This window comes from Zhongshania aliphaticivorans, from assembly GCF_001586255.1.
Taxonomy (GTDB): Bacteria; Pseudomonadota; Gammaproteobacteria; order Pseudomonadales; family Spongiibacteraceae; genus Spongiibacter; species Spongiibacter aliphaticivorans.
This window is the reverse complement of record NZ_CP014544.1, coordinates 109,194-131,310: the sequence shown is the minus strand read 5'-3', so window position 1 is coordinate 131,310 and position 22,117 is coordinate 109,194. Positions and strand designations below refer to the sequence as shown.

Annotated in this window: 22 protein-coding genes; 13 read left to right on the top strand and 9 right to left on the bottom strand. The window is 52.2% G+C overall.

The features are described 5' to 3' along the window. Positions 1 to 4: 4 nt before the first annotated feature. On the bottom strand, positions 5 to 793 hold the full coding sequence (locus AZF00_RS00640; RefSeq protein ID WP_062382370.1) for an SDR family NAD(P)-dependent oxidoreductase: 789 nt from the start codon (positions 791 to 793) through the stop codon (positions 5 to 7). A gap of 98 nt (positions 794 to 891) precedes the next feature. On the opposite strand from AZF00_RS00640, the gene AZF00_RS00635 reads away from it, so the two are divergent. After that, on the top strand, positions 892 to 1,383 hold the full coding sequence (locus AZF00_RS00635; protein WP_062382367.1) for an NUDIX domain-containing protein: 492 nt from the start codon (positions 892 to 894) through the stop codon (positions 1,381 to 1,383). On the opposite strand, the gene AZF00_RS00630 is transcribed toward AZF00_RS00635, so the two are convergent. Next, the gene (locus tag AZF00_RS00630; RefSeq protein ID WP_062382365.1) at positions 1,373 to 2,521 is read right to left on the bottom strand and encodes a mechanosensitive ion channel family protein; all 1,149 of its coding nucleotides are present in this window, start codon (positions 2,519 to 2,521) and stop codon (positions 1,373 to 1,375) included. The genes AZF00_RS00635 and AZF00_RS00630 overlap by 11 nt on opposite strands. A 180-nt stretch (positions 2,522 to 2,701) precedes the next feature. Between AZF00_RS00630 and ilvD the strand changes: the two genes are divergently transcribed. After that, the gene (gene ilvD, locus AZF00_RS00625; protein ID WP_008253330.1) at positions 2,702 to 4,543 is read left to right on the top strand and encodes a dihydroxy-acid dehydratase; all 1,842 of its coding nucleotides are present in this window, start codon (positions 2,702 to 2,704) and stop codon (positions 4,541 to 4,543) included. A gap of 223 nt (positions 4,544 to 4,766) precedes the next feature. On the opposite strand, the gene AZF00_RS00620 is transcribed toward ilvD, so the two are convergent. From AZF00_RS00620 to AZF00_RS00595, 6 genes are all read right to left on the bottom strand, one after another. Next, on the bottom strand, positions 4,767 to 5,066 hold the full coding sequence (locus tag AZF00_RS00620) for a putative signal transducing protein (RefSeq protein ID WP_008253329.1): 300 nt from the start codon (positions 5,064 to 5,066) through the stop codon (positions 4,767 to 4,769). Between the two features lie 5 nt (positions 5,067 to 5,071). Beyond that, positions 5,072 to 7,519, bottom strand: a complete 2,448-nt coding sequence (locus tag AZF00_RS00615; protein WP_008253328.1) for an acyl-CoA dehydrogenase — start codon at positions 7,517 to 7,519, stop codon at positions 5,072 to 5,074. Between the two features lie 70 nt (positions 7,520 to 7,589). Further along, positions 7,590 to 8,444, bottom strand: coding sequence for a mechanosensitive ion channel family protein (locus AZF00_RS00610; RefSeq protein WP_197465697.1), 855 nt, complete (start codon positions 8,442 to 8,444; stop codon positions 7,590 to 7,592). A gap of 157 nt (positions 8,445 to 8,601) precedes the next feature. Beyond that, positions 8,602 to 11,079, bottom strand: a complete 2,478-nt coding sequence (locus tag AZF00_RS00605) for a TonB-dependent receptor (protein WP_008253323.1) — start codon at positions 11,077 to 11,079, stop codon at positions 8,602 to 8,604. 153 nt (positions 11,080 to 11,232) lie between these two features. Continuing rightward, positions 11,233 to 11,796 carry a chalcone isomerase family protein gene (locus tag AZF00_RS00600; protein ID WP_008253321.1) on the bottom strand — a complete coding sequence of 188 codons (564 nt, stop codon included), beginning with the start codon at positions 11,794 to 11,796 and terminating at the stop codon, positions 11,233 to 11,235. Continuing rightward, a complete protein-coding gene (locus tag AZF00_RS00595; RefSeq protein WP_008253320.1) occupies positions 11,793 to 13,022 on the bottom strand; it encodes an MFS transporter in 1,230 nt (409 codons plus the stop codon). The genes AZF00_RS00600 and AZF00_RS00595 overlap by 4 nt, the downstream gene beginning before the upstream one ends. 113 nt (positions 13,023 to 13,135) lie before the next feature. On the opposite strand from AZF00_RS00595, the gene AZF00_RS00590 reads away from it, so the two are divergent. Genes AZF00_RS00590 through AZF00_RS00580 form a run of 3 tightly spaced genes read left to right on the top strand, consistent with a single transcriptional unit; the run spans position 13,136 to position 16,536 of the window. After that, positions 13,136 to 14,485 (top strand): NAD(P)/FAD-dependent oxidoreductase, encoded by a 1,350-nt coding sequence (locus AZF00_RS00590; protein ID WP_008253319.1) that lies wholly within the window; start codon positions 13,136 to 13,138, stop codon positions 14,483 to 14,485. After that, positions 14,482 to 15,267 carry a DUF1365 domain-containing protein gene (locus AZF00_RS00585; RefSeq protein WP_008253318.1) on the top strand — a complete coding sequence of 262 codons (786 nt, stop codon included), beginning with the start codon at positions 14,482 to 14,484 and terminating at the stop codon, positions 15,265 to 15,267. Before AZF00_RS00590 ends, AZF00_RS00585 begins: the two co-directional genes overlap by 4 nt. Before the next feature lie 27 nt (positions 15,268 to 15,294). Further along, on the top strand, positions 15,295 to 16,536 hold the full coding sequence (locus AZF00_RS00580; RefSeq protein WP_008253313.1) for an SAM-dependent methyltransferase: 1,242 nt from the start codon (positions 15,295 to 15,297) through the stop codon (positions 16,534 to 16,536). Between the two features lie 56 nt (positions 16,537 to 16,592). Here the strand turns inward: AZF00_RS00580 and AZF00_RS00575 are convergent, their stop codons facing one another. Then, a complete protein-coding gene (locus tag AZF00_RS00575) occupies positions 16,593 to 17,681 on the bottom strand; it encodes a ketoacyl-ACP synthase III (RefSeq protein ID WP_040804498.1) in 1,089 nt (362 codons plus the stop codon). A gap of 283 nt (positions 17,682 to 17,964) precedes the next feature. Here AZF00_RS00575 and AZF00_RS00570 point away from each other — a divergent pair, with 283 nt between their 5' ends. The 8 genes from AZF00_RS00570 to hslO all read left to right on the top strand — a co-directional run bounded on the left by AZF00_RS00570 (position 17,965) and on the right by hslO (position 21,935). After that, positions 17,965 to 18,543, top strand: coding sequence for a TetR/AcrR family transcriptional regulator (locus AZF00_RS00570; RefSeq protein ID WP_008253308.1), 579 nt, complete (start codon positions 17,965 to 17,967; stop codon positions 18,541 to 18,543). Positions 18,544 to 18,719: 176 nt separating this feature from the next. Further along, positions 18,720 to 18,893, top strand: coding sequence for a hypothetical protein (locus AZF00_RS19260; RefSeq protein WP_156474826.1), 174 nt, complete (start codon positions 18,720 to 18,722; stop codon positions 18,891 to 18,893). A 155-nt stretch (positions 18,894 to 19,048) separates the two neighbouring features. Next, positions 19,049 to 19,240: a hypothetical protein gene (locus AZF00_RS00565; protein ID WP_008253307.1), complete on the top strand. Its 192-nt coding sequence runs from the start codon at positions 19,049 to 19,051 to the stop codon at positions 19,238 to 19,240. 120 nt (positions 19,241 to 19,360) lie between these two features. Next, positions 19,361 to 19,528, top strand: a complete 168-nt coding sequence (locus tag AZF00_RS19255) for a hypothetical protein (protein WP_156474825.1) — start codon at positions 19,361 to 19,363, stop codon at positions 19,526 to 19,528. Positions 19,529 to 19,722: 194 nt separating this feature from the next. Continuing rightward, positions 19,723 to 19,899: a hypothetical protein gene (locus AZF00_RS19250; protein WP_156474824.1), complete on the top strand. Its 177-nt coding sequence runs from the start codon at positions 19,723 to 19,725 to the stop codon at positions 19,897 to 19,899. A 26-nt stretch (positions 19,900 to 19,925) separates the two neighbouring features. Then, on the top strand, positions 19,926 to 20,603 hold the full coding sequence (yrfG, locus tag AZF00_RS00560; RefSeq protein ID WP_008253306.1) for a GMP/IMP nucleotidase: 678 nt from the start codon (positions 19,926 to 19,928) through the stop codon (positions 20,601 to 20,603). Then, complete coding sequence (gene hslR / locus AZF00_RS00555; protein ID WP_008253304.1) at positions 20,596 to 20,997, top strand: Hsp15 family ribosome-associated heat shock protein; 402 nt, start codon at positions 20,596 to 20,598, stop codon at positions 20,995 to 20,997. The genes yrfG and hslR overlap by 8 nt, the downstream gene beginning before the upstream one ends. An 86-nt stretch (positions 20,998 to 21,083) precedes the next feature. Next, positions 21,084 to 21,935, top strand: a complete 852-nt coding sequence (hslO, locus tag AZF00_RS00550; RefSeq protein WP_008253302.1) for an Hsp33 family molecular chaperone HslO — start codon at positions 21,084 to 21,086, stop codon at positions 21,933 to 21,935. The last annotated feature ends 182 nt before the right edge of the window (positions 21,936 to 22,117 follow it).

Sequence of the window (22,117 nt, the reverse complement as noted above, 5' to 3'; positions counted from 1 at the left end):
CACCCTACACATAGCAAACAGCGCCACCATCTATCCGAATATTTTGGCCATTGATAAACCCCGCACGCTCACTGCAGATAAACGCCACTAAATCGGCCACTTCCTGACGTTCAGCAATACGGCCACAGGGGTTCGGGTACTCGCTGGCCACAATTTGCTTCACAATATCACCCCAGTTATCCCCCCAGCCTTTCTTCTCCGCTCTGCGGCGAAAACCCGCTTCCAATTCGGCGGTGCGAATATAGCCAGGCGAAATGGTATTTACGGTAATACCAGTATGACTCAACTCCTTGGTTAGACTTACGCTCATGGTCGCCAAGGCACCTTTAGCGGCGTAATAATGCGGCATAATACTATTGGGTTGGTGGCTGCCGATGGTGCCAAGCTGAACGATTCGCCCCCAGCCTTTCGCTTTCATTGCCGGTACCAAGCCCTGTATTAATCGCGCCGCCGACAAAACATTTTTCTGATACATATCCAGCCAATCGTGACTGGTGCTAATCGCCCACTTACCTGCTGATGCTGTGCCATAGTTGTTTACTAAAATATCAACCTCGCCCACCAGCTCCTTGGTTTGCCTCAAAACTTGCTCGCAGCCTTCATCGCTACTGATATCACCCCACACCGCACAAGCATTGGGGAGTTTATCGGCAGCAAGCTGAGCGAGACCCTCTTCATTGCTATGAAATACCACGCAAGCCCCCTCATTCGCCAAGGTGGCCGCTATACACTCACCAGTACCGCGATTGCTACCAGTGACCAGCGCAATTCTATTACTCAGGTTTAAATCCACAGTGCATCACCCTCTAAATTAAGCTCATTGCAGCATAGTCGCATATAGCCAGTCTGTGGCAAAATCACAGGCTGAACACCAATAAAATAGAGGCCACTATGAATTTTTGTCCCCAATGCGCCAGCCCCATCGCCGAGCTATTAATCGACAGTGAGATTCGCAAAGGCTGCCCAGACACCCAATGTGGTTTTGTGCTGTGGAACAATCCCGTGCCCGTGATTGCTATGATTGTGGAGGTTGAGGGCGGCGTGGTGATGGCCCACAACGTCAATTGGCCAAAAAGTTTTTACTCTATTATTACTGGCTTTCTCGAAGCGGGCGAAGACCCCGAAGAATGCGCTCGCAGAGAAACCATGGAAGAGCTAAACCTCCATGCGCTAGAAACCACGCTAATTGGCGCCTACCCTTTTGCCCAGCAAAATCAGGTGATTATTGCCTACCATGTGCGCGCTGCTGGCGAGATCAAGCTCAATCACGAACTTGATGACTATAAAATAGTGCCGCCAGCCGAGATCAAACCCTGGCCAATGGGCACCGGACTCGCGCTAACAGCCTGGTTAAAGCAGCACGGCCTGAGCCCTAAGTCTTAAGCTTGGGCGGCTGCTCTTCTGCCTGAGCTGGCTCGTCAGTGCTTTCATCTTCCTCTTCGTGGTTGCCCTTATCCCGTGCGACTTCCGCCTTGGCCAATTCCCGCGCCTGCTCAAGCTCCTCGGTCAACAGACCGAGGGCCGTCTTTAGTTCATCGCGATCAGGCGCCTCCTCGCCCTCAACCGGCTCGGCGTTCAACTGGTCTTTGAGCTTTTTAATTTTGCCCTGTAATTGCTCGACGGCGCTGGCCACCTCGGCTTTGCTGAACAAGATCTCTTCAGCGTGCCCACTGCGATCCTCGTCTGGTTGCCGCGTCACTTTACGCTTAGGAATAAATTTTAAATCTGCAGGCAATGGTCGCTGATTCATAAAGTTCGGCGACACGATTTCGATGCCCGCATCATGCAGTGCGTCTAGTATTTTGCCGCGCAAACGCGAGCGCGCGCTGACCAGTAATGCCGCTTCTTTAAGCCAGCCACTGGCGCGATAATTCACCGAGAAATCACCAAGATTGCGAATTTGGACAAAACCATTTTCCAATTCTGCCGCTTCAATTGCGCTCAACAGGGCCGTTTCGATATCACGTCGGTCAACGTCATAACCCAGCGACACCTCTGCCGACACCACCGTGCCCGATGCCCGCACCACATTGTAGGGCTCTTGCACCAGCAACAAATTAGGTACCGTGACTAGCTCGCTGGTTTCATTCTGAAATTCCACATGCAGTAAACCGCGCTGCGACACCCGCCCCAACTCACCGCGAAACTCAATATAATCGCCAGCCCGGAAACTATTCACCGTGCGCAGCATAAAGCCCGCCATTAAATTGCCCATCACCGAAGTCGACGACAGCGCGATCGCGGCACTCATTAACAAACCCACCAAACTCAAGAGTTGGCCGCGCAGCTCACCGTTCATTGGAATCGTGCTTATTGCCAGCAGCAAGCCACTCAGCCGAAAGGCCAAGCGCGTGCCCTGCTCCCGATAACGCGTGTCAGCGCCATGACTTTTCTGCACCGCAAACACCTTGCGGGTGAAAAGCCAGGTGGCGAATAATAAGCCCATCACCACCGCAAACGGCCCCCACTGGCCCAGCCAATTCGGCGCTACGCTAACGACTGCGTCTAAAGCATCATCCATTCAAAAAGCCTCGTTACTGTTATAAGACTGCATCATACTCATAGACACGAGTATAGACACCTGCGCGCCTTATCGCGGACACCACATTTACCGCATACGAAGGCGCCGCGCTCTGTGTTAAACTGCGGCCCAATAGCAAACGTTCAAAATACTACTCAGCGACCGCGCACGAGGAACACTATGCCTGTATATCGCTCTAAGACTACCACCGCTGGCCGCAATATGGCGGGTGCCCGCGCACTGTGGCGCGCCACCGGCATGAAAGACGGCGACTTTGAAAAGCCGATTATTGCGGTAGTGAACTCCTTCACTCAATTTGTACCCGGTCACGTCCACCTCAAGGACATGGGACAGTTGGTTGCCCGCGAAATTGAAGAAGCTGGCGGCGTCGCCAAAGAATTTAATACCATTGCCGTTGATGACGGGATTGCCATGGGCCACGACGGCATGCTCTACAGCCTGCCGAGTCGCGACATTATTGCCGACTCCGTGGAATATATGGTCAATGCCCACTGCGCCGACGCTATGGTGTGTATCTCAAACTGCGACAAAATCACCCCCGGCATGCTCAATGCGGCCCTGCGCCTAAATATTCCCGTAATATTTGTGTCCGGTGGCCCCATGGAAGCGGGTAAAACCAAGCTGTCTGAGCATAAACTCGATTTAGTCGACGCCATGGTCATCGCGGTCGACGACAGCGCTTCCGATGAGAAGGTCGCTGAATACGAGCGCTCAGCCTGCCCAACGTGTGGCTCCTGCTCGGGCATGTTTACCGCCAACTCGATGAACTGTCTGACTGAGGCGCTAGGTCTGTCCTTGCCTGGCAACGGTTCAATGCTGGCCACCCACGCTGACCGCAAAAAACTGTTTTTAGAAGCAGGTCGCCGAATTGTTGAATTATCTCGTCGGCATTACGAAGAAGACGATTACAGCGTACTGCCCCGCAATATCGCCTCCTACAGTGCCTTCAGCAATGCCATGGCGCTAGACATTGCCATGGGCGGCTCCACCAATACTATATTGCATTTATTGGCCGCCGCGCAGGAAGCTGAGCTGGATTTCACGCTTAAAGATATCGACGCGCTGTCGCGAAAAGTCCCCCAGCTGTGCAAGGTTGCACCGAATACGCCGCTGTATCATATGGAAGACGTTCACCGCGCTGGTGGCGTCATGGCGATATTAGGTGAACTTGATCGCGCCGAATTATTGGATACGAGCCTGCCAACTGTACACGCCAGCACTATGGCTGCGGCCTTGGCCCAGTGGGACATCATGAGCACCGATAACGACGCGGTGAAGAACTTCTTTAAAGCTGGCCCGGCGGGTATTCCCACCCAAACCGCGTTCAGCCAAGACACCCGCTGGAGTTCACTGGACGCCGACCGTGAAAACGGCTGTATCCGCAATCTAGAGCACGCCTTCTCACTAGAAGGCGGCTTGGCCGTACTCTATGGCAATATTGCGGTAGACGGCTGTGTGGTAAAAACGTCGGGCGTAGATGAAAGCATTCTGGTATTTGAAGGCCCAGCCCATATCTGCGAAAGCCAAGAAGGCGCGGTAGACGATATCTTAAATGACCGCGTAAAAGCGGGCGACGTGGTTATTGTGCGCTACGAAGGCCCCAAGGGTGGCCCCGGTATGCAGGAAATGCTCTATCCTACGAGTTATATTAAGTCTAAGGGTTTGGGTAAGGTCTGCGCGCTCCTCACCGACGGCCGTTTCTCGGGCGGTACTTCTGGCCTGTCTATTGGTCACGCTTCACCCGAAGCCGCTGCCGGCGGCGCAATTGGCCTGGTTGAGCAAGGCGATATTATCCGTATCGACATACCTAACCGCGGCATCAATGTACTGGTAGACGAAGCCGAGCTTAATAAACGCCGCAAAGCCATGGACGCCAAAGGCGCCGACGGCTGGAAGCCCGTGAAAGAACGCCCACGCAAAGTATCTGCTGCCTTAAAGGCTTACGCTAAAATGGTAACCAGTGCTGACAAGGGTGCGGTGCGGGATATTAGCCAGCTGTAAACATCGCAAAGATGTTTGCGGGCATAAAAAAAGGGGCCTAAAAGGCCCCATAAGAATGCTGGCGCCCTCACGCAACAGAGGTAGACAGCCGTCCCACTAATTCATCTGCTCAAAATCATGTAAACAGGGCAATACTATACCGCAAGTTTATGGCGATGATGATAGGCAATTTCCACTAGAGCCTATTTACCCAAATATTCACCACTTCCGTCACAAAAAGCCCTTAGCTTTGCGGCGAACCGCACTGCCAACACAGTTTAAAACTGACGCCATTGTGTTCTTTACAGCGTGGGCACTGCCATTCACGATCGTCATCTTTGCTTAAATCGGCCAATAGCGCCTCTGCCGCAGCGACACTGTAAGTGGCCACCCACAGTTCTGGCCACACATCGGTAAAGGCCAAACCACCGCTAGCACCGCCAGCATAGGCATTGCGCAATTCCGTTGTCAGCCCTGCCACTGCTAAAACATTTGCGGCATTGGCAACCAAGCTTAAATTAGGATCGGTAAAGATTTTTTTCACTGAGGCTAGCACTCTGGCCGAAGTGGACGAACATCGATATCGGCCAATGTCGGATCAAAAGCGTCCGTTAATAAACTGTCATAGCGGCAGTCATCATAGGCAATAATGGCATCGGCCTGCGCTTGATTAAAAGCACCACTTGCCACTGCACTGGCCACTTTCTCCGCGGTAGAATCGCCAGCTAAATCGCCCTGCTTGTCTAGGCTAAGAAAATGTTCGTAATCTTTTTCTACTGCGACCAAAAGCTGGTAAGTGTAATGAATTCGGCCCTGGGCATCGTGCGGATCAGCACTGATATAAACCTTGTCCGCCAATAAATTGCGCACCGAACTCGGCTGCATAATTAACTCACCCAGCGCACGAATCTCGTCGTCTGACGGCGTCCACTGCGGCAGCCCCCAAGGGAAAAACACCGCCTTTAATATTGCACCCAAGCCTCTAATAGGCAGATTGCGATAAAACGCCGCCAAGGCCGTGTTCATTGCAATAAAGCACTGCTTTAAGGCATATTCTGCGTGTAGCTCATTAGCTTCATCTGGAGTTTGGGCGTCGTGAAACTTAAGCAACGCACAGGCAATCACCAACTGGCTGTGCACATCACCCAAACGCGCCGACAATAATTCGCGGCGTTTCAAATCGCCACCCAAGGTCAGTAGCGCAATATCCGCGCTCGCCGCAAATACGGCGCTGTAGCGATTGATATGACGATACCAGCGTGCCGACAATTCGCTATTACCGCATTTGGGTTTGCCCAAAAAGCCACCGCTAAGACCCTGTAAAATCCCGCGACTAAACACCTCGGCAGTGTGGCCAAGATGGCCCATTAACAAAGCATCAAAACGCGGCAAGGCGTCTGCAGACTCATCACTGAGCGCCGCTAATTCATCGGCTAAATAGGGGTGACAGCGCATTGCGCCCTGACCAAAGATAATCATGGACCGCGTCAGAATATTCGCGCCTTCAACCGTGATGGCAATTGGCACAGTTTGGTAGACCAAGGCCATAAAATTGCGCGGCCCCATTTGAATACCGCGACCACCAAGAATATCCATGCTGTGATTAACGACGCCCCGCAGCTTTTCAGTGGCGTGGTATTTTGCCATGGCGGTCAACACCGACGGGGCGCCATCGTCTAGCGCGCGGGTAACGAGGGCGCGATAGGCCTCAAGCATATACGCCGACGCCGCAATCTCGGCGCTGGCCTCTTGCACCCCTTCAAACTTACCAACAGAAATTCCAAACTGGCGACGGATACGGGCAAAGGCGCCCACCAGCAGATAGCCCATTTCACCGCCTGCCGTCGACAGCGCTGGCAGCGACACCCCACGGCCAGCGCCCAAACATTCCACCAACATCCGCCAGCCTTGACCAATGTATTCTTGGCCACCAATCAGCATGTCCATGGGAATAAACACATCGACACCGGTAATTGGGCCATTCATAAAGGCTGAGCCAGGATTATGACGCCGACCAATTTCCACCCCCGGCAAGGTCGCGGGCACCAAGGCACAGCTAATACCGCGCTCGACCTCATCGCCGATCAGTCCGTCGGGGTCGCTAAGCCTAAAGGCCAGCCCCACCACCGTGGCAACCGGCGCGAGGGTAATCCAGCGTTTAGAGAAGTTTAATTTAACGCCGAGCACCCGCTTGCCTTCGTAATCTTGTTCGCAGACTACGCCGGTATCGGGAATAGCACCGGCGTCCGAACCGGCTTCAGGGCTGGTAAGGCCAAAACAAGGTAATTCTTCACCCTTGGCTAAGCGCGGCAACCAAAAATCTTTTTGTTCCTCACTGCCGTATTTCAGCAGTAATTCACCCGGCCCCAACGAATTGGGCACCATTACAGTCACCGCCGCCACGGTTGAGCGACTCGCAATTTTACTTACCACCCGGCTTTGGGCATAAGGACTAAAGCCTAAGCCACCGTAAGCAGGGGGAATAATCAGCCCCAAAAAGCCTTTGTCTTTAATGAATTGCCAAACCTCTGGGGGCAAATCTTTGGTCTCGTGATGAATTTTCCAGTCCGACAGCATGGCGCACAGGGCCTCAGTTTCGCCGTCGATAAAAGCCTGCTCTTCAGCGCTGAGTTCAGACAGTTCAATGTCTTCAAACACAGCCCAATCAGGTCGGCCAGAAAAGAGCTCTTTCTCCCACCACGTGGTGCCGGCATCCAGCGCTTCACGCTCGGTGTCGCTCATGGGAGGCATCATTTTTTTGAGTGCGGCCATCGCTGGGGCAGATAAAACTCGTACCCGCAGTGGCTTAAACAACAGCACGGCTAAGACAGCAAAGAGTATTAAAAGACTCAGGGGGTGCAGAAATATCGGGCTACTCAAGCCTAACAGTAGCCACCCCAAGGCTATGACTACTGCACCACTGTGTGCTGACACACGCCGATAAAAGACAACTAACACTAATAAAATAAATGCGAAAACGCTGAGTACACTGGCCATATTACAATCTCCAAATTAAGTGGTGATGTTCTTAGCCTGCCAAGCTCTGTATTCCATAAGCCTTAATGTTCTAATCTGGTGTTGCACTAAAACTTGGATCGGCGCCTGATGTAGGCCCTGAGCCATGATGCAAGCCCGACACAATATGCAAATCCCGCTGGGGAAACGGCACCACAATGCCCGCCGCGACCAGCGCGCTGTCTATTGCCCACAAAAATGCGGAACGCGTGCCACTCTGCTGAGCAGCGTATTCTGGTTTAACCCAAACCAGTAATTCAAAATCTAAACTGGAATCGCCAAACGCCTTCATAATTACCGTGGGCGCGCGTCCTGGAAAATCCAACAAGGTTTGCGGTAATTCCTTTATCGCGTCTAGCACTACCTCTCGCATGCGCTCTTTATTCGTACCGTATGCCACACCAAATGGAATTCGCATGCGACAGTAATTATTGGTGTGCGTCCAATTGGTGACCTTGCCGTTTACAAATTCGGAATTAGGGACAATAACCTCGGCATTTTCCAAGGTAGTAATAATCGTTGCCCTAACCGTGATTTCCGCCACCACGCCAACCACACCACTTTCCAATTGCACGTAATCACCCACCTTCAGTGAACGTTCAACCAAAATAATCAGCCCCGATACAAAATTACTGAATATGGCTTGCAGACCGAAGCCGATACCCACCGACAGCGCCGAGGCCACGAGCGCTAGCTTGCTCAAATCAATACCGATTACCGACAGGGCAACAAACACCCCTACGATCAAGACCACGTAATGGATTAGACGTTCAATGGTATAGAGGGTGCTGCTGGAAAACGCCGCGCGGCGTTGGGCAACTGAGCGCAAACTACCCCGCAACACTCGCGAAGCCGCCCATGCAATACCGACCACCACACAACCCGCGAGCAAGGTCCCCAGCGTCACCGGGGTTTTACCAAGGCTGACCAAAGGGTAGGACAGATAACTGCTTAGAGAAATGAAAAAACTTTCAACGGTAATGATAGCGGTCCTCAGTGAACGGCCGCGCGGCGGCCTATATTATCTTTTTAATATAGGCCTTTACGTGTAAAACAGCGAACTTTTAAGGCTGCCAAGACAGTGTAATACCGTAGGTCACCGGCATACCGGTGTAGCGACCGATGGTATCGAGCTGATTGGTGACATTATTATAATAGTACTCGTCGCCGAGGTTGCGACCCCACAGCATGAGCTGCCAAGGGCCCGCCGCTGGCCCAAAGCCAAGCCGCGCATTAATCAGGCCGTAATCATCAATGAAAAAGCGTTCGTCCTGTTCCAGCGAAGCATTGGTTTCACCGCTATAGCTGTAATCAATACCCAGCGACAGCTCATAGCGCTCAAAGACGGGCAGCACATAATCTAATAGCAGAGTGTATTCCCAGCGCGGACTGTAATTAAAGGGCTTGCCAGCAAAGTCGAACTCATCGCCATTGCTGTCGCCGCTGACAAACTCTTCAACTTCAGTGTCTAAATACGCCGCCGCGAGGGACAAATACAAGCCTTCGATCGGCGTGTATTTCACGTCCAACTCAGCGCCGCGCACGGCAGACTTGGGGGCATTGCGCAAAATCGGCAGCGCGCCAAAGACTGGGTCGCGGAAGTTGGTCACCAACTGCTTATCTTTATAGCGGTAATCAAATACCGAGGCATTGAGCTGCATGGTTTTGTCGAGCAAGGTCAATTTACCGCCGATCTCCAAGGCGTCGAGCTGCTCTTGGGTAACGGGTTCAAACTGCACCGAATCCGAGATATTAATCACCGGAAAGCTACCCGATTTAAAGCCGCGACTCAGCGCGACAAAAGCCAACATGTCTTCGGCAAAGCGCCAATCGAGCGCAAGGCGCCCAGACACATTGTCTTCACTCAACTCTCCAAAGTAACGACCAGGCTGGCGAGTTTCATTGTCCAAGGTAAAGCAGCCACCTTGTTCCGCCGTGCCGGGCAGATAACCGGCCAGCGGCGATTGCAGTAAACTAATCCCGCTAAAGGCCCCGGCCAAGCCGACACCTTCGTCTTGCGCGCCGGGTGAATCTTGGTCAGCGCCGGGCTCATCGCCAACGTTAACGTCCTGACCGCAGCCATTAAACTTACGGGACTCGTCGGTGTAACGCGCGCCACCGCTTAAGGTCCAATCATCGGCCAGGGCCCACTCGGTGTGAAAAAACACCGCCGCCACTTCGGCAAGCTGATTGCCGCCAAAGCCCGATCGATTATCCAGCCCCGCCACACCGTCGCCGTTCGGCGCGTCAACGGGGAAAATAATACTCACCGTCTCGTGATGCAGGCGCTGAAATTCAGCGACATCATCTTCGCTGTAATTAACACCGAGCTGCCAGAATACGTCGGGGTGCGCGTTGCCCGCCAAGCGCCACTCCAAATTGTAATAATCAGTGGTCGCAAACACATTGCGCTCGGTATTCACCGTGTCGACACCAGACTGGGGAATAAAGCTGCCATCAGATTCAAAACGGCCGAGTGAGCCCAAAAACACCGCTTCGAGGTCCGCTGACAAAGTCCAGGCCACGCGCACACCGGTGGAGTAAAAGCTGTCGTTTAAGCGAAATTCCATACCGGCATTTGGCCAATCAGCGGCGCGATTGTCTTGGGTGTCTTTATCATTAACGGGATAATCTGCCACCTCTGGGTGCAGGCCAGCCGCGCCCAAGGTCGCGTTCTGAGATTCAATGGCAATCACTTGCAAGGCCTGAGGCTCGGAGCGATCGCGCCAACCGTCGAGGTGATAGCTAATATCAATATTGTCGGCGGCTAACCAGCTCAGCGAAAAACGCCCGCTCTGCTTGTCGACTTTACCCAAGGTATCGTAGCCAAACTGCTGATACTCACCGCCTAAATTCCGCCCAGTTTTGCCGTTGTAGGCTTCACTGCTAGGGTGGCGGGTACGGCTGCGCTGCCAACCTTCACTGCTATTAATGGCGCGCAGCGCCAGACGTGCACTAACGCTCTCAGACAGCGGCCCACTAATAAAGCCATTGGCTTCACTGGTTTCATAGCTGCTGTAGCCCACACTGCCGCCATAAATCAAACTATCACTGGGCTTATTGGCAATATAATTTATCGCGCCACCGGTGGTATTGCGGCCGTAAAGCGTGCCTTGAGGGCCTTTTAGCACCTCTACCCGCGCAAGGTCCAAATTACTGCCCTTAGTCATAATCGGGAAGGGCAAATTAAATTCATCAATATAAACCCCCACCGTCGCGCTGGCGGTTTGGCTATTTTCATTAAAGCCGACCCCCCGCAGGGTATAAATTGGGGTGTTAAAACCGCCATCGGCGTATGAGAAGCCCGGCAGTAATTTACCAAGATCCGTGGTATCGCTGACCCCGAGTGCAACGAGGTCTTCGCCGGTATAGGTGGCAATGGCCAAGGGGATGTCATTGGCACCCTCCTCACGCTTTTGCGCCGTAACCAGAACTTCTTCTATGCTTAAGCCCCGCCGACTCTGGGGATTTTCTTGGGCGTTAAGGGCCGCGGCTTGGGACAAACCCAATAATATTAAAGTCAATTTTGTAGACGTGTTCACCTAGGTCTCACTCTCGGCAGGCTATCAGCAGCGCATGCTAGGGGCTCAGCCTAGGCTTTTCAAGCGAAGGGCGGGTTTTGGGCTAAATATTCTAAGCTTAGATCATTTAATTATTACCAATAAATTCAACGCCTTAAACAATAACGTCGTGGCCTACTGATCCGCAGCAGCCCTCCGCCACGCAGCGAGCATAGTATCGCGCTGCGATTCGCTTACCGCAGCCTTTCCCAGCCACACACTCAAGATTAGCGCCGCGGCATTAGGGTCCTGAATTGCACCCAAATGCTCCTCATTCAAATACAGCTGCAACCCCCGCTCTGGCAGCCAAGCAAGACGGTATTGCTGACCCTTTTCAACACTTTTATACCAGCTGCTAAACAAGGCGATGTCCGCTTTAGCTGGCGCCAATTCCGCAGGTGAATAGGCACCCGTCAGCGCCTTGTCGGTCATGCTGCGAAAACGCTCCGCCGACACCCCAACTTTATATTCAATAATGATTTGCTTGGCGTAATCTGGCGCCAGAATATCACCGGACGCGGGCAGAGCTTGCTGGGGGTCAACTTGCAGACGGGTGTAGGTCAAATCCTTCCAGAGCAAGCTGAAGGTTTCCGCGCTCACAGTGCGCCAATTTTCAGTCGCCATTACGGGTGCCGATATCAAGCCTGCAAACATCAGTAATGGAATACTGAGTAGATACGCATTGCGATTTTTATTCATTGTCCACCACCCTCAAGTGTCACTATTGATCTGCGACCCAACATCAAAAAAACCAGTAGTTTTAGCGCCACTGGCGCCACCACATACACGGCGCTGATCGCCCACGCTGGCGGAACCGCCCCATCCGTCTGGCTGCCCAACCACAAATACGACACGCCGACCGCCAGTCCCAGTGCCGCTTTGCTTAACATACTCCATAGCGCAAACATCCGCGCCCCTATTACCGCACCGCCCTGCTCTTTGGACAAAGTCTGCGCCAAAGCGGTTTGCATGGCTGAAGGCAAGGCCTGGTCGGCCCCCAGCGCCAGGCCGGTGCCAATGCTAATGGCAATAAACCAGCCAACATCCCCCTCGCCCAGCAGCGCAGCAAAGCTAAACAGCAGTGCAGAACTACACAAGCCAATTCGCCAGGACAATAGATTGCCAACCCGGCGCGCGAGAAAATACCAAAATGGCACACCAAGCAAGCCCGCGAGAAAATAGCTAATCAATACAATGCCGAGCTCGCTCTCGGCGTGCAGCACTTCGCGCATAAACAATATAAGCACCGTTCCGGGGATCGCATTGGCTAGCATATTGGTAAACCACGGCAAGGCTAAACTGCGTGTGCGCTGATCTGTTAGCAGCACCCGAAAACTAAGAACGCGGGTGCTGGCCGGTGCCGCCTGACTCCCCTGTAGACAAACCGTCAGCAGCAAGACTGCAAGCAACAACACAAGAAATGAGGGGAGTATCGCGGGGGCCAATATGGCAGGTAATACCATTGCCAATAGGGTTCCGAGCAATAGCATGGCTTCGCGGCTGCTGTTATAACGCAGCCGATCTAGCGCGGAAAATGAGATATTCACAGGCAGCGCCAACCAAGGTACAGTAATACCCGTCCAACCCAGCATGAGTAGTATCAGCCCACTCGCCAGTAATGGCAGGGGCCAAGGGTGGGGCAGATAAACCAATGCCGATGCACTGCTGGCGATGAGCAGCCAAGCGCCAATCCATAAGGCGCGATGACTGCCATACCGATCGATCCACGCCCCTGCGGGCAAGTCGCTCAGTACGTCAGTCATTCTCGCTGCAAAGAACACTAAACCGACTATGCTGTATCCATAGCCGCCTTGTTCAGCCAGCCAGAGCGGTGCATAAAGATAAAAAGGCAGGCCTAAGGCCGCAAGTGGTAAGCCTGGCAAAGCATAACGAATAAATTGCCAGCTTCGGGACGGATTCCGCATTTTATTCTCCTAACAGAGACGACGACCTTGGTCGCGTCGCTAGCATTGGCTGTGGCAAATCTGTTTAGGCTGAATATACGTAAATAAGACAAAGCGGGATCAGCGATATATTTATGCAAACACCATTAAAGTCAGTACCCCTAAAAATTGCCGTTATTGGCTCCGGCATTTCGGGCTTGAGCAGCGCCTGGCTGTTGAGCAAACATCATCAGGTAACGCTGTTTGAACAAGATTCCCGACTCGGTGGCCATACCAACACCGTCGATATCCAAACCAGTGCCGGCACCATTGCCGTTGATACTGGCTTTATTGTTTTTAACGAACACTGCTATCCCAATTTAGTGGCGCTGTTTAAGTACTTAAACATTCCGTATCAAGGCACCGACATGTCCTTTGGGGTGTCCTTAGACCAAGGCCGCCTTGAATACAGTGGCTCAAACTCCATCGCCACTATGTTCGCCCAAAAGCGTAATGTTTTTCGTCCGCGCTTCTGGGGCATGATCCAAGATTTACTGCGCTTTTATAAGCAAAGCGCTGGCTGGCTGCAAACCCTGCCTGACGATTTGTCGCTCGGCGAGCTGCTGCGCCAAGAAAAATTTGGCCCTGGCTTTTGCGAAGATCACTTGCTGCCGATGAGCGCCGCCATTTGGTCAACACCAACCGAAAAAATGCTCGCCTACCCCGCCAAAGCCTTTTTACGCTTTTGCGACAATCACGGCTTGCTGCAAGTCAATGAACGTCCCCAATGGCAGACAGTCACCGGCGGTTCCCGCGAGTACGTAAAACGGCTGAGCGCCGACTTCGCCGAGGGCATTCGATTAAACTGCGCTATTAAGAAGGTACATCGCTTCAACGACCATGTAATTCTTGTCGACCAGAATGGCGAAAGCCATCACTTCGATCATGTGGTTATGGCCGGACACGCCGACCAATCACTAGCCATGCTTGATGAGCCCAGCAGCGCAGAACAGAGCCTGCTCGGCGCCTTTAGCTATGAAGAAAACGAAGCGGTATTACACCGTGACGAAAATTTGATGCCCAAGCGCCACCAGATTTGGTCAAGCTGGAACTACCTTGCTGACACCAGTCAAAGCACCAACAAGGTATCGGTGAGTTATTGGATGAATTTACTGCAGCATCTGCCCTGCCAAGAATCGGTTCTGCTCACCTTAAACCCGCTGACAGAGCCGCGTCGCGATCGGGTTTACCGGCGATTCAGCTACCAGCATCCGGTATTTAACGAGGCCGCACTCCAAGCTCAGCACAAATTATGGAGTTTACAAGGGCAGCAGCGAACCTGGTATTGCGGCAGTTATTTTGGCTACGGCTTTCACGAAGACGGCATCCAATCTGGCTTGGCGGTGGCCGAGCAATTGGGGAATACCATCAGGCCGTGGATTGTGCCCAATGCCAGCGGTCGCATTCACCTAAGCAGTAAGCCGGTGATCGATAATGCCGCATGAGCGCTAATTTACGCACCGCTATTTATCGCGGGGAAGTGAGGCATCAACGTCTAACACCGTTACGGCATCGCTTTGTCTACCGAATTAGCAGCTTTTTATTTGATCTGGACGAACTCGATACAGCAGCAGAGCGCTGTCGCCTATTTTCGCTAAATCGCTTTAATTTATTCAGCTTTCATTTTAAGGATATCGGCAATGGCAGCGGCGAGTCACCCCGCCGCTACATTGAGCGCTGCCTTGCAGAGCAAGGGGTTACGGACACCCTCGCTAGGGTCAGCCTTCTCTGTTACCCCCGTATTTTGGGCTACACCTTTAATCCACTGAGCGTTTACTACTGCTATAACCAGCGGCAACAGTTATTTGCGGTGCTCTATGAAGTGAGCAATACCTTTAAGCAGCGGCACAGTTATTTATTTCCCGTGCCCGAAGCCGACCGCGACAATCCCACTATCGAGCAACAGTGCGACAAAAACTTTTACGTATCCCCATTTAACAATATGGCGATGCGCTATAAATTTCGACTCCACCAGCCAAACAATAAATTGGGCATTAGCATCCGTGTCCAAGACGGCGGCAAAGACCTGCTCCACGCGGCCTTCCAAGGCCGACGCCGGGCATTTAACGATCGCGAATTACTGCATAATTTCTGCACTCTGCCCTTTATGACCCTAAAAGTTCTTGGCGGTATTCACTGGGAGGCACTAAAGTTATTTTGCCAAGGTTTGAAAATAGTCCCTCGGCCAGCTGAACCAGATTCATCAATCTCACGTATTGATAAATAAATCTGCCGAATACGCAAAGGGTCTACTATGAAATCAGCTGCCGCTGCATTAGAAAGCAATCTCGGTTCCGCCTGGTGGGCAAAACGCCAGCAACAAATGCTCGCCAAAGTGTTGGCGCCATTATCAAAGGCGGCCAGAGGCGTACTGAGTCTAAACCTGCCCAATGGCAGCTGTGTTGAGTTTGGCGAACATCCCTGCGAACGCCTAAATCCTGTAGTGACTCTGCACAACTGGAAGGCGGTGCGCAAAGCCTTTACCGGCGGCTCAGTAGGGTGGAGCGAAGCCTATATGGACGGCGACTGGGACAGTCCCGACCTGGCTGTTTTGGTTGAGTGGATTGCCGTTAACGAAGCTTTCTTTGACGGCATGCTCGACAGCGGCAAGGTGGAAGGCGCCATCCAAAAGTGGCGACACCGCCGCAATGCCAATAGCAAGCGCGGCAGTCGCCGCAATATTAGCTATCACTACGATCTTGGCAATGATTTTTATCAGCGCTGGTTAGACCCCAGTATGACTTATTCCGCCGCGTATTATCGCGACGAGCAGCAAAGCCTAAACGCGGCCCAACACGCCAAATACCAACGCCTAATCGATTTACTCGACATAAAAAACGGCGACCATGTTTTAGAAATTGGCTGTGGTTGGGGGGGCTTTGCTGAGCAGCTATGCCAGCAAAAGGCCGCAACGCTTCACGGCATCACCCTGTCTGAACGCCAGCTGGAATACGCTGAGCAGCGCTTGAGCAATATTAAACTACGCGGTAGTGCTGAATTCAGCTTAACCGACTACCGTGACACCGAAGGTCAGTACGACCATATCGTGTCGATTGAAATGCTTGAAGCTGTAGGCGAGAAGTATTGGCCAAGGTATTTCGAAACCATAAATCAACGACTCAAGCCCGGTGGCCGCGCGGCGATTCAAATCATCACCATTGACGAAGCGCGCTTTGCCGATTACAGCGCCAATCCCGATTTTATTCAGACCTATATCTTCCCCGGCGGTATGCTGCCAAGCCCCGAGCGCTTCCGCGCTGAAGCCCAGACCGCTGGGCTAACAATAAAAGATGAAGAAGCCTTTGGCTTGGGCTACGCCCGCACCCTCCACGAGTGGGCAAAGAATTTTAATCAACACTGGCCCGAGATCGCCCCGCTGGGCTTTGATCAGCGCTTTAAGCGGATGTGGAATTACTACCTCGGCTACTGCGAGGGTGGCTTTCGGGGCAAGTCGATTGATGTCTATCAGTTTGTGCTTGAAAAGCCCCAGTGCTAAAAGCGAAAAGGGTCGCTTAGCGACCCTTTCTACCGAACATAGCGTTGTTCAGAGGATTAGCTCTTTGCCGCCACTGCAGCTCGACAGCCCTCCACCCAGGGCATAAGGAGATCCAAGGCCGTTTTATCGCTTGGGGGTAACTCTTCATCGCACACGCCAACGGGAGTAACGCGCTCGCCCCATTTAATCACTGCCGCGCCCCAGGTTAGGCCAGCGCCGAAAGCCGCCGTTAAAATGCGGTCACCGGGCTTAACCCGCCCCGCTTCCAAGGCTTCACACAACGCAATCGGCACCGTGGCCGCAGAAGTGTTGCCGTATTTTTCAATATTGACTACCACTTTTTCTGGCGGTGCCTTAAGACGCTTGGTCAAGGTTTCAATAATACGAATATTTGCCTGATGGGGAACGAGCAAGTCGATTTGCTCGGCTTCCAGCGACAATTTCGCCAGCACATTCGTTATTGCGCCACCCATGCCCCGCACCGCGCGCTTAAAGATCTCCGGGCCTTCAAAGTTTACGTCAAAAAAGCCATCTACCTCAGTAAACCGCTCTCTGATTGTGCCAGCGTCTCTCGCCATTAAAATATCGCGGTCTTCACTGTCGCAGCCCAGTTTTTCAGCCAACAAACCGCATTCCGCATCGCTAGCTTCCAGCACTACCGCGCCAGCACCATCACCGAACAACACACAAACATCACGCAGGGTGTAATCCAGGAAATAGGGGATTCGATCGGCACCAATTACCAGCACCTTTTTCATTGCGCCACTTCGGATCATGCCGGTGGCCATACTCAGGCCGTAAACAAAGCCGGTACAAGCGGCATTGAGGTCGAATACCGCTGCGTTTACGGCACCAATACTCTGTTGTACTGCCGAAGCCGCATTGGGAATTAAGGTGTCCGCACAGGCCGTACCGAGAATAATCATATCCAGCTCAGCAGCCTCTAAGCCCGCCGCGGCCAAGGCCCGCTTAGCGGCAAGACTGGCTAGCGTTGCCGTAGACACATGGGAAATCCGTCTTTCTTTAATTCCCGTACGACTTTGAATCCACTCATCAGAGGTATCAAGAAACGTCATCAGATCTTGGTTACTGAGAATAGCCGGTGGCAGACATTTACCCCAGCCGGTGATATTTGCGTATGGCATCAAAACCTCAATGTGAAGTTGCGAGATCCGCATTATGCCCAGCCATGCGAGCAGTGTCACCCGACGAGAACCTCGGCACACGGCGAGTACCTAGTTTATGTGGCGTATGAACTTCTGAGGGCGAATACCGACTAAGAATTGTAAATAAAGCCTACTGAATCACAAAATTTAGGCAGGAAATACGTACAATCCACTACCTGTTTCTCAGGCTTTAACGACGTTCGCAAGATTACAACATGATACGATAGTGACACTTTAAAAGGCGCTGAAGAGCAGACTTGCTATGAAAACAAACAAACGTTGGGGCAATGGGGCACGGGTCGACGACCTCGATACCGGTAAAAAAATCCTACTGAAGTCCGCCGTTGACTGTTTTATGACGAAGGGCATTAAGTCCACCACCATTGAAGATATTGCCAAAGTGGCGAATGTCACCCGCCGAACGGTATATCGCTACTTTAACGGTAAGTCCGATATTATTACCGCGCTGATCGAAATTGAGCGGCAGCGGATGTTTTACAAGATAAAAGATATCGCTACGCTGCATGACAATAATTTTCCGCTTATGCTCGAAGAGTGCATTTGGTTTGCCGCCACCTATCGGCCACCTGAGGCTGGAAAAATAGATTTAGTGTCGGGCATGAACGCGGCAGAGGCCTCGCCACACATTGACACCGAAGAGTCTGACGAGCATTGGCGCGAGCTATTACAAGCCCCCTTAGATGCCTATAATGCGCGCAATAAACGCAGTATTAAACTCGACGACCTAATCAAAATAGTCGGGCGTCTAGTTATTTCCTACCGCCAATCTCCCAGCACCAAAGAGCAATTTAAAGCCAGCATGCTCGCCCTGATGTTGTAATACCATGCGGGCCTAATAGGCCCGCCACGCCTCGCTTTAACTTAAAACCCTTGCCACAACTCCCTCTTAGTGCCCAGAAACCCTGACCCTTGTAAGGGCTATTCCGCATACACCCTAAAGCCGGATATAGATAAAGTAGCTCCATACACGAAAACAACATATTTCGGGGCAAGAACATGACTACATCTACTCGCACAATCGACAACTCTATCTTTGGCGATAACTTGATGCGCCAAGCATCACTTACCCAAAATGGTGCCAAGCGTAGTGAGTGGTGGTTGAATGTTAACTACGCAGAAACCATTGAGATTAATCATGCAGTTTCGGCATTACAGCGTCGCGGCAACTAAATACTTAGCACCAGCGCTGGCCAAACATAAAAGATCTGTATTTTTATTATTTCAAACGCCACCTAACTCATCTATTAAGTGGCGCACTGCGTAAAAGATTCTATACTTGAATAACTAAACAAGTTTGGTGTTCATCCACTTCACGCGCAACTGCTATGACGACCCCTGACGATAAACCACAAAACAACACGCCATTTCAGCAAATCGACGAACAGCCAACAGCAAAACGCCGGTTTGGCAGTCATCGCGATGACTGGTGGCTAGAAGTTGGCTACGCTGAAGACATCGATATGGCTACCGCCATCGACACCAAAGCCGTACGTCAACGCCTAAAGCCGCAAAAATAAGCACCACCCAATCACTCAATAACGCATATCTACTATTTTGTGTAGCGGCTATTCCGTATACCCCGCACAAGCTGCCAACGGTAAAGTAACACCATCACGACACTGACTACGGAGCAGACAATGAGCACACAGCAAGCAGACAAAACTATTTTTGGTGCTAATTCGCACGCCCAACAGTCGCTTAATAACAATGGTATTAAGCAGAGTGAGTGGTGGTTAAATATCAATTACGCCGAAGTACTTGAAGTACATCATGCAGCTGTTGCTTTGAATCAAGTTAGTCGTTAACAGAGCCAAACGTCGCCTCAACGTTTGGCAATACGCCGTCACATTCCCCCTACCCCGTTCAAAACCGTAACCAGTTCACAGTTTCAATACACAGGTTCACTCGCTACGGACTTTTCCCTATACTCCCAAGTTAGGCCTCGCAGTACCTTGTTTGCTCAATGAACACATCAACGAGCAAGTAACGAGGAACGACCATGGCCCAGACCAAATCTGACAACACGTTTTACCCAGAATCGCGCCGCGGTGCTAACACCATCAGTGCCTACGGCAACAGTCGCGCTGAATGGTGGCTAAACGTAAATTACGCCGAAGTCATCGAAATGCGTGATGCAGTCAGTAGTAAACTCAATAAAGCCCGGGCGGTAAATTAAGGCCGGTGCTTCAGACCCGGCAAACTATGATAAATTGGCAAGAAATTGACACCGTCCTCCTCGACATGGACGGCACCTTATTAGACCTGCACTACGACAACTTTTTCTGGTCGCAACACCTCCCCAAGCGCTACGCTGAAATACACGGCGGAGAACCAGAGCAAGTTGCACACGATTTAATAAAGCGCATCATGGCTGAGCGCGGCTCGCTAAATTGGTATTGCCTAGATTATTGGTCTAACCAGCTCAATGTCGACATTGTCGCCCTAAAGCGCGAAATTGCTCATTTGATTGCCCCCCACCCCAGTACCGCTGACTTTTTGACGGCCTTAGACAATAGCCACTGCGAAACCTGGCTGGTCACTAATGCCCATCGCGACAGTTTAAATTTAAAGCTTGAACACACCGACCTCGCGCGCTGGATGCACAAGATGATTACCTCCCACGAGCTGGCCAAGCCCAAGGAGGATCCAGAGTTCTGGCACCGCCTGCGCCAACACTGGGATTTTGATCCGGCCCGCACCTTACTCGTAGATGACACCGCCAGTGTGCTCGATGCCGCAGCCAAATTCGGCATCCGCCACCTACTCACGCTGCGCCAACCCGACAGCAAACAGGCGATTCGCGAGCAATTGACCTATCCAGCTATTCAGCACTTTAGTGAAGTTCTACCCATTCCCAAACGGGAGACGTATCGTGGCTGAAGCGCCCAGCGGCATTCGCCTAGACAAATGGCTGTGGGCCGCGCGATTTTATAAAACCCGCAGTCTCGCCAAGCAAGCCGTCGAAAGCGGCAAGGTTCACTACAACGGCGAACGCTGTAAAGTAAGTAAAGAAGTGCACATTGGCGCAACACTCACCATTCGCACCGGCTGGGACAACAAAATTGTGGATGTTATTGCGCTTTCTGACCAGCGCCGAGGCGCGCCGGAGGCCGCACTGCTGTACTGTGAAACCGCAGACAGCATTCGCACTCGCGAGCAACTCGCCGCCGACCGTAAAATACTTGGCGCCGCGGCGGGCGCCCTGCACCCCGAGCGCCCCAACAAAAAGCAGCGCCGCCAAATTCATCGTTTTAAGAATCTAAACGACGAGTAAGAGGCTAACGCCACGATCAGCCAAGACCTCTCCCCCGGTAAGCGCTATAATTGTCAGCTTCTTTTACTACGGACACCCGATTTGCCATGAGCGATACCATTAGCCGCTTCATTTTTGATAATAGCGACGTTCGTGGCGAGCATGTTCGCTTAGAAAAAAGCTACCAGGACATACTCAGTATTCACCACTACCCGCCCGGCGTTGCCAATTTACTCGGTGAATTCCTCGCTGCCGCCAGTCTGCTCAGCGCCACCATTAAATTTGAAGGCGCGCTCATACTACAGGTGCGCGGTGACGGCCAAGTACCCTTAATTATGGCCGAGGCCAATTCCAAACAAGAGCTACGCGCCATTGCACGCGACGCCAATGAAGCCATTAGCCACGACTTCAAGGCCCTTATTGGCAATGGCCAACTGGCCATGACGATTGCCCCAGAAAACGGCAAGCCCTACCAAGGTATTGTAAGTCTCGATGGCGACAGCCTCGCCCGCTGCCTTGAAGCGTATTTCCAACGCAGCGAACAGTTGGCCACACGTGTTTGGCTATGTGCTGACGGCGAGCACGCCAGCGGCATGCTGCTACAACAATTGCCGAGCGCCAAACCCGATCTGGAACGCTGGGAACATTTAAGCACCATCGCCCATACCATCAAAAACGAAGAGTTGCTGAGTTTGGACGTCGAAACACTGCTCTATCGGCTCTACCACCAAGACGCCGTTCGCCTCTTCGATCACAAGCCATTGCTTGCTCGCTGCCGCTGCAGCCGCGAGCGAGTCGTTCAAGCACTAATTTCCCTCGGTCGTGAAGAACTCGACGATATCCTTGCAGAGCAGGGTCAAATCGAAACCAATTGCGAATTTTGCAACCGTCTCTATCAGTTTAATGCCGGCGATATTGCCGGTTTATTTGAGCAGGGCAGCGACCTCACCCGTCACTGAAAAAAGCACTAATTTTGGGCATTTTCCCCAAACAGCGTTTTCTCTTCCCAAAGATTAGCGCTGACATAGGTTTTTTGTAATAATGGCGCCCCAAATTACCAGCCACTTTGGGGGTTCTCTTTCGTGCCAACCCCACCGCAACACCCAAGGCTGCTCTCAGGATTACGCGACAGGAAAACAGA

Excerpts from the sequence above, each read along its gene's own strand:
- ilvD (WP_008253330.1), top strand. The coding sequence starts at position 2,702 with ATGCCTGTATATCGCTCTAAGACTACCACCGCTGGCCGCAATATGGCG.
- AZF00_RS00570 (WP_008253308.1), top strand. The coding sequence starts at position 17,965 with ATGAAAACAAACAAACGTTGGGGCAATGGGGCACGGGTCGACGACCTC.
- AZF00_RS19250 (WP_156474824.1), top strand. The coding sequence starts at position 19,723 with ATGGCCCAGACCAAATCTGACAACACGTTTTACCCAGAATCGCGCCGC.
- AZF00_RS00575 (WP_040804498.1), bottom strand. The coding sequence starts at position 17,681 with ATGCCATACGCAAATATCACCGGCTGGGGTAAATGTCTGCCACCGGCT.
- AZF00_RS19255 (WP_156474825.1), top strand. The coding sequence starts at position 19,361 with ATGAGCACACAGCAAGCAGACAAAACTATTTTTGGTGCTAATTCGCAC.
- AZF00_RS00590 (WP_008253319.1), top strand. The coding sequence starts at position 13,136 with ATGCAAACACCATTAAAGTCAGTACCCCTAAAAATTGCCGTTATTGGC.
- AZF00_RS00600 (WP_008253321.1), bottom strand. The coding sequence starts at position 11,796 with ATGAATAAAAATCGCAATGCGTATCTACTCAGTATTCCATTACTGATG.
- AZF00_RS00585 (WP_008253318.1), top strand. The coding sequence starts at position 14,482 with ATGAGCGCTAATTTACGCACCGCTATTTATCGCGGGGAAGTGAGGCAT.
- AZF00_RS19260 (WP_156474826.1), top strand. The coding sequence starts at position 18,720 with ATGACTACATCTACTCGCACAATCGACAACTCTATCTTTGGCGATAAC.
- AZF00_RS00635 (WP_062382367.1), top strand. The coding sequence starts at position 892 with ATGAATTTTTGTCCCCAATGCGCCAGCCCCATCGCCGAGCTATTAATC.
- AZF00_RS00595 (WP_008253320.1), bottom strand. The coding sequence starts at position 13,022 with ATGCGGAATCCGTCCCGAAGCTGGCAATTTATTCGTTATGCTTTGCCA.
- yrfG (WP_008253306.1), top strand. The coding sequence starts at position 19,926 with ATGATAAATTGGCAAGAAATTGACACCGTCCTCCTCGACATGGACGGC.
- AZF00_RS00580 (WP_008253313.1), top strand. The coding sequence starts at position 15,295 with ATGAAATCAGCTGCCGCTGCATTAGAAAGCAATCTCGGTTCCGCCTGG.
- AZF00_RS00565 (WP_008253307.1), top strand. The coding sequence starts at position 19,049 with ATGACGACCCCTGACGATAAACCACAAAACAACACGCCATTTCAGCAA.
- hslO (WP_008253302.1), top strand. The coding sequence starts at position 21,084 with ATGAGCGATACCATTAGCCGCTTCATTTTTGATAATAGCGACGTTCGT.
- AZF00_RS00615 (WP_008253328.1), bottom strand. The coding sequence starts at position 7,519 with ATGGCCAGTGTACTCAGCGTTTTCGCATTTATTTTATTAGTGTTAGTT.
- AZF00_RS00630 (WP_062382365.1), bottom strand. The coding sequence starts at position 2,521 with ATGGATGATGCTTTAGACGCAGTCGTTAGCGTAGCGCCGAATTGGCTG.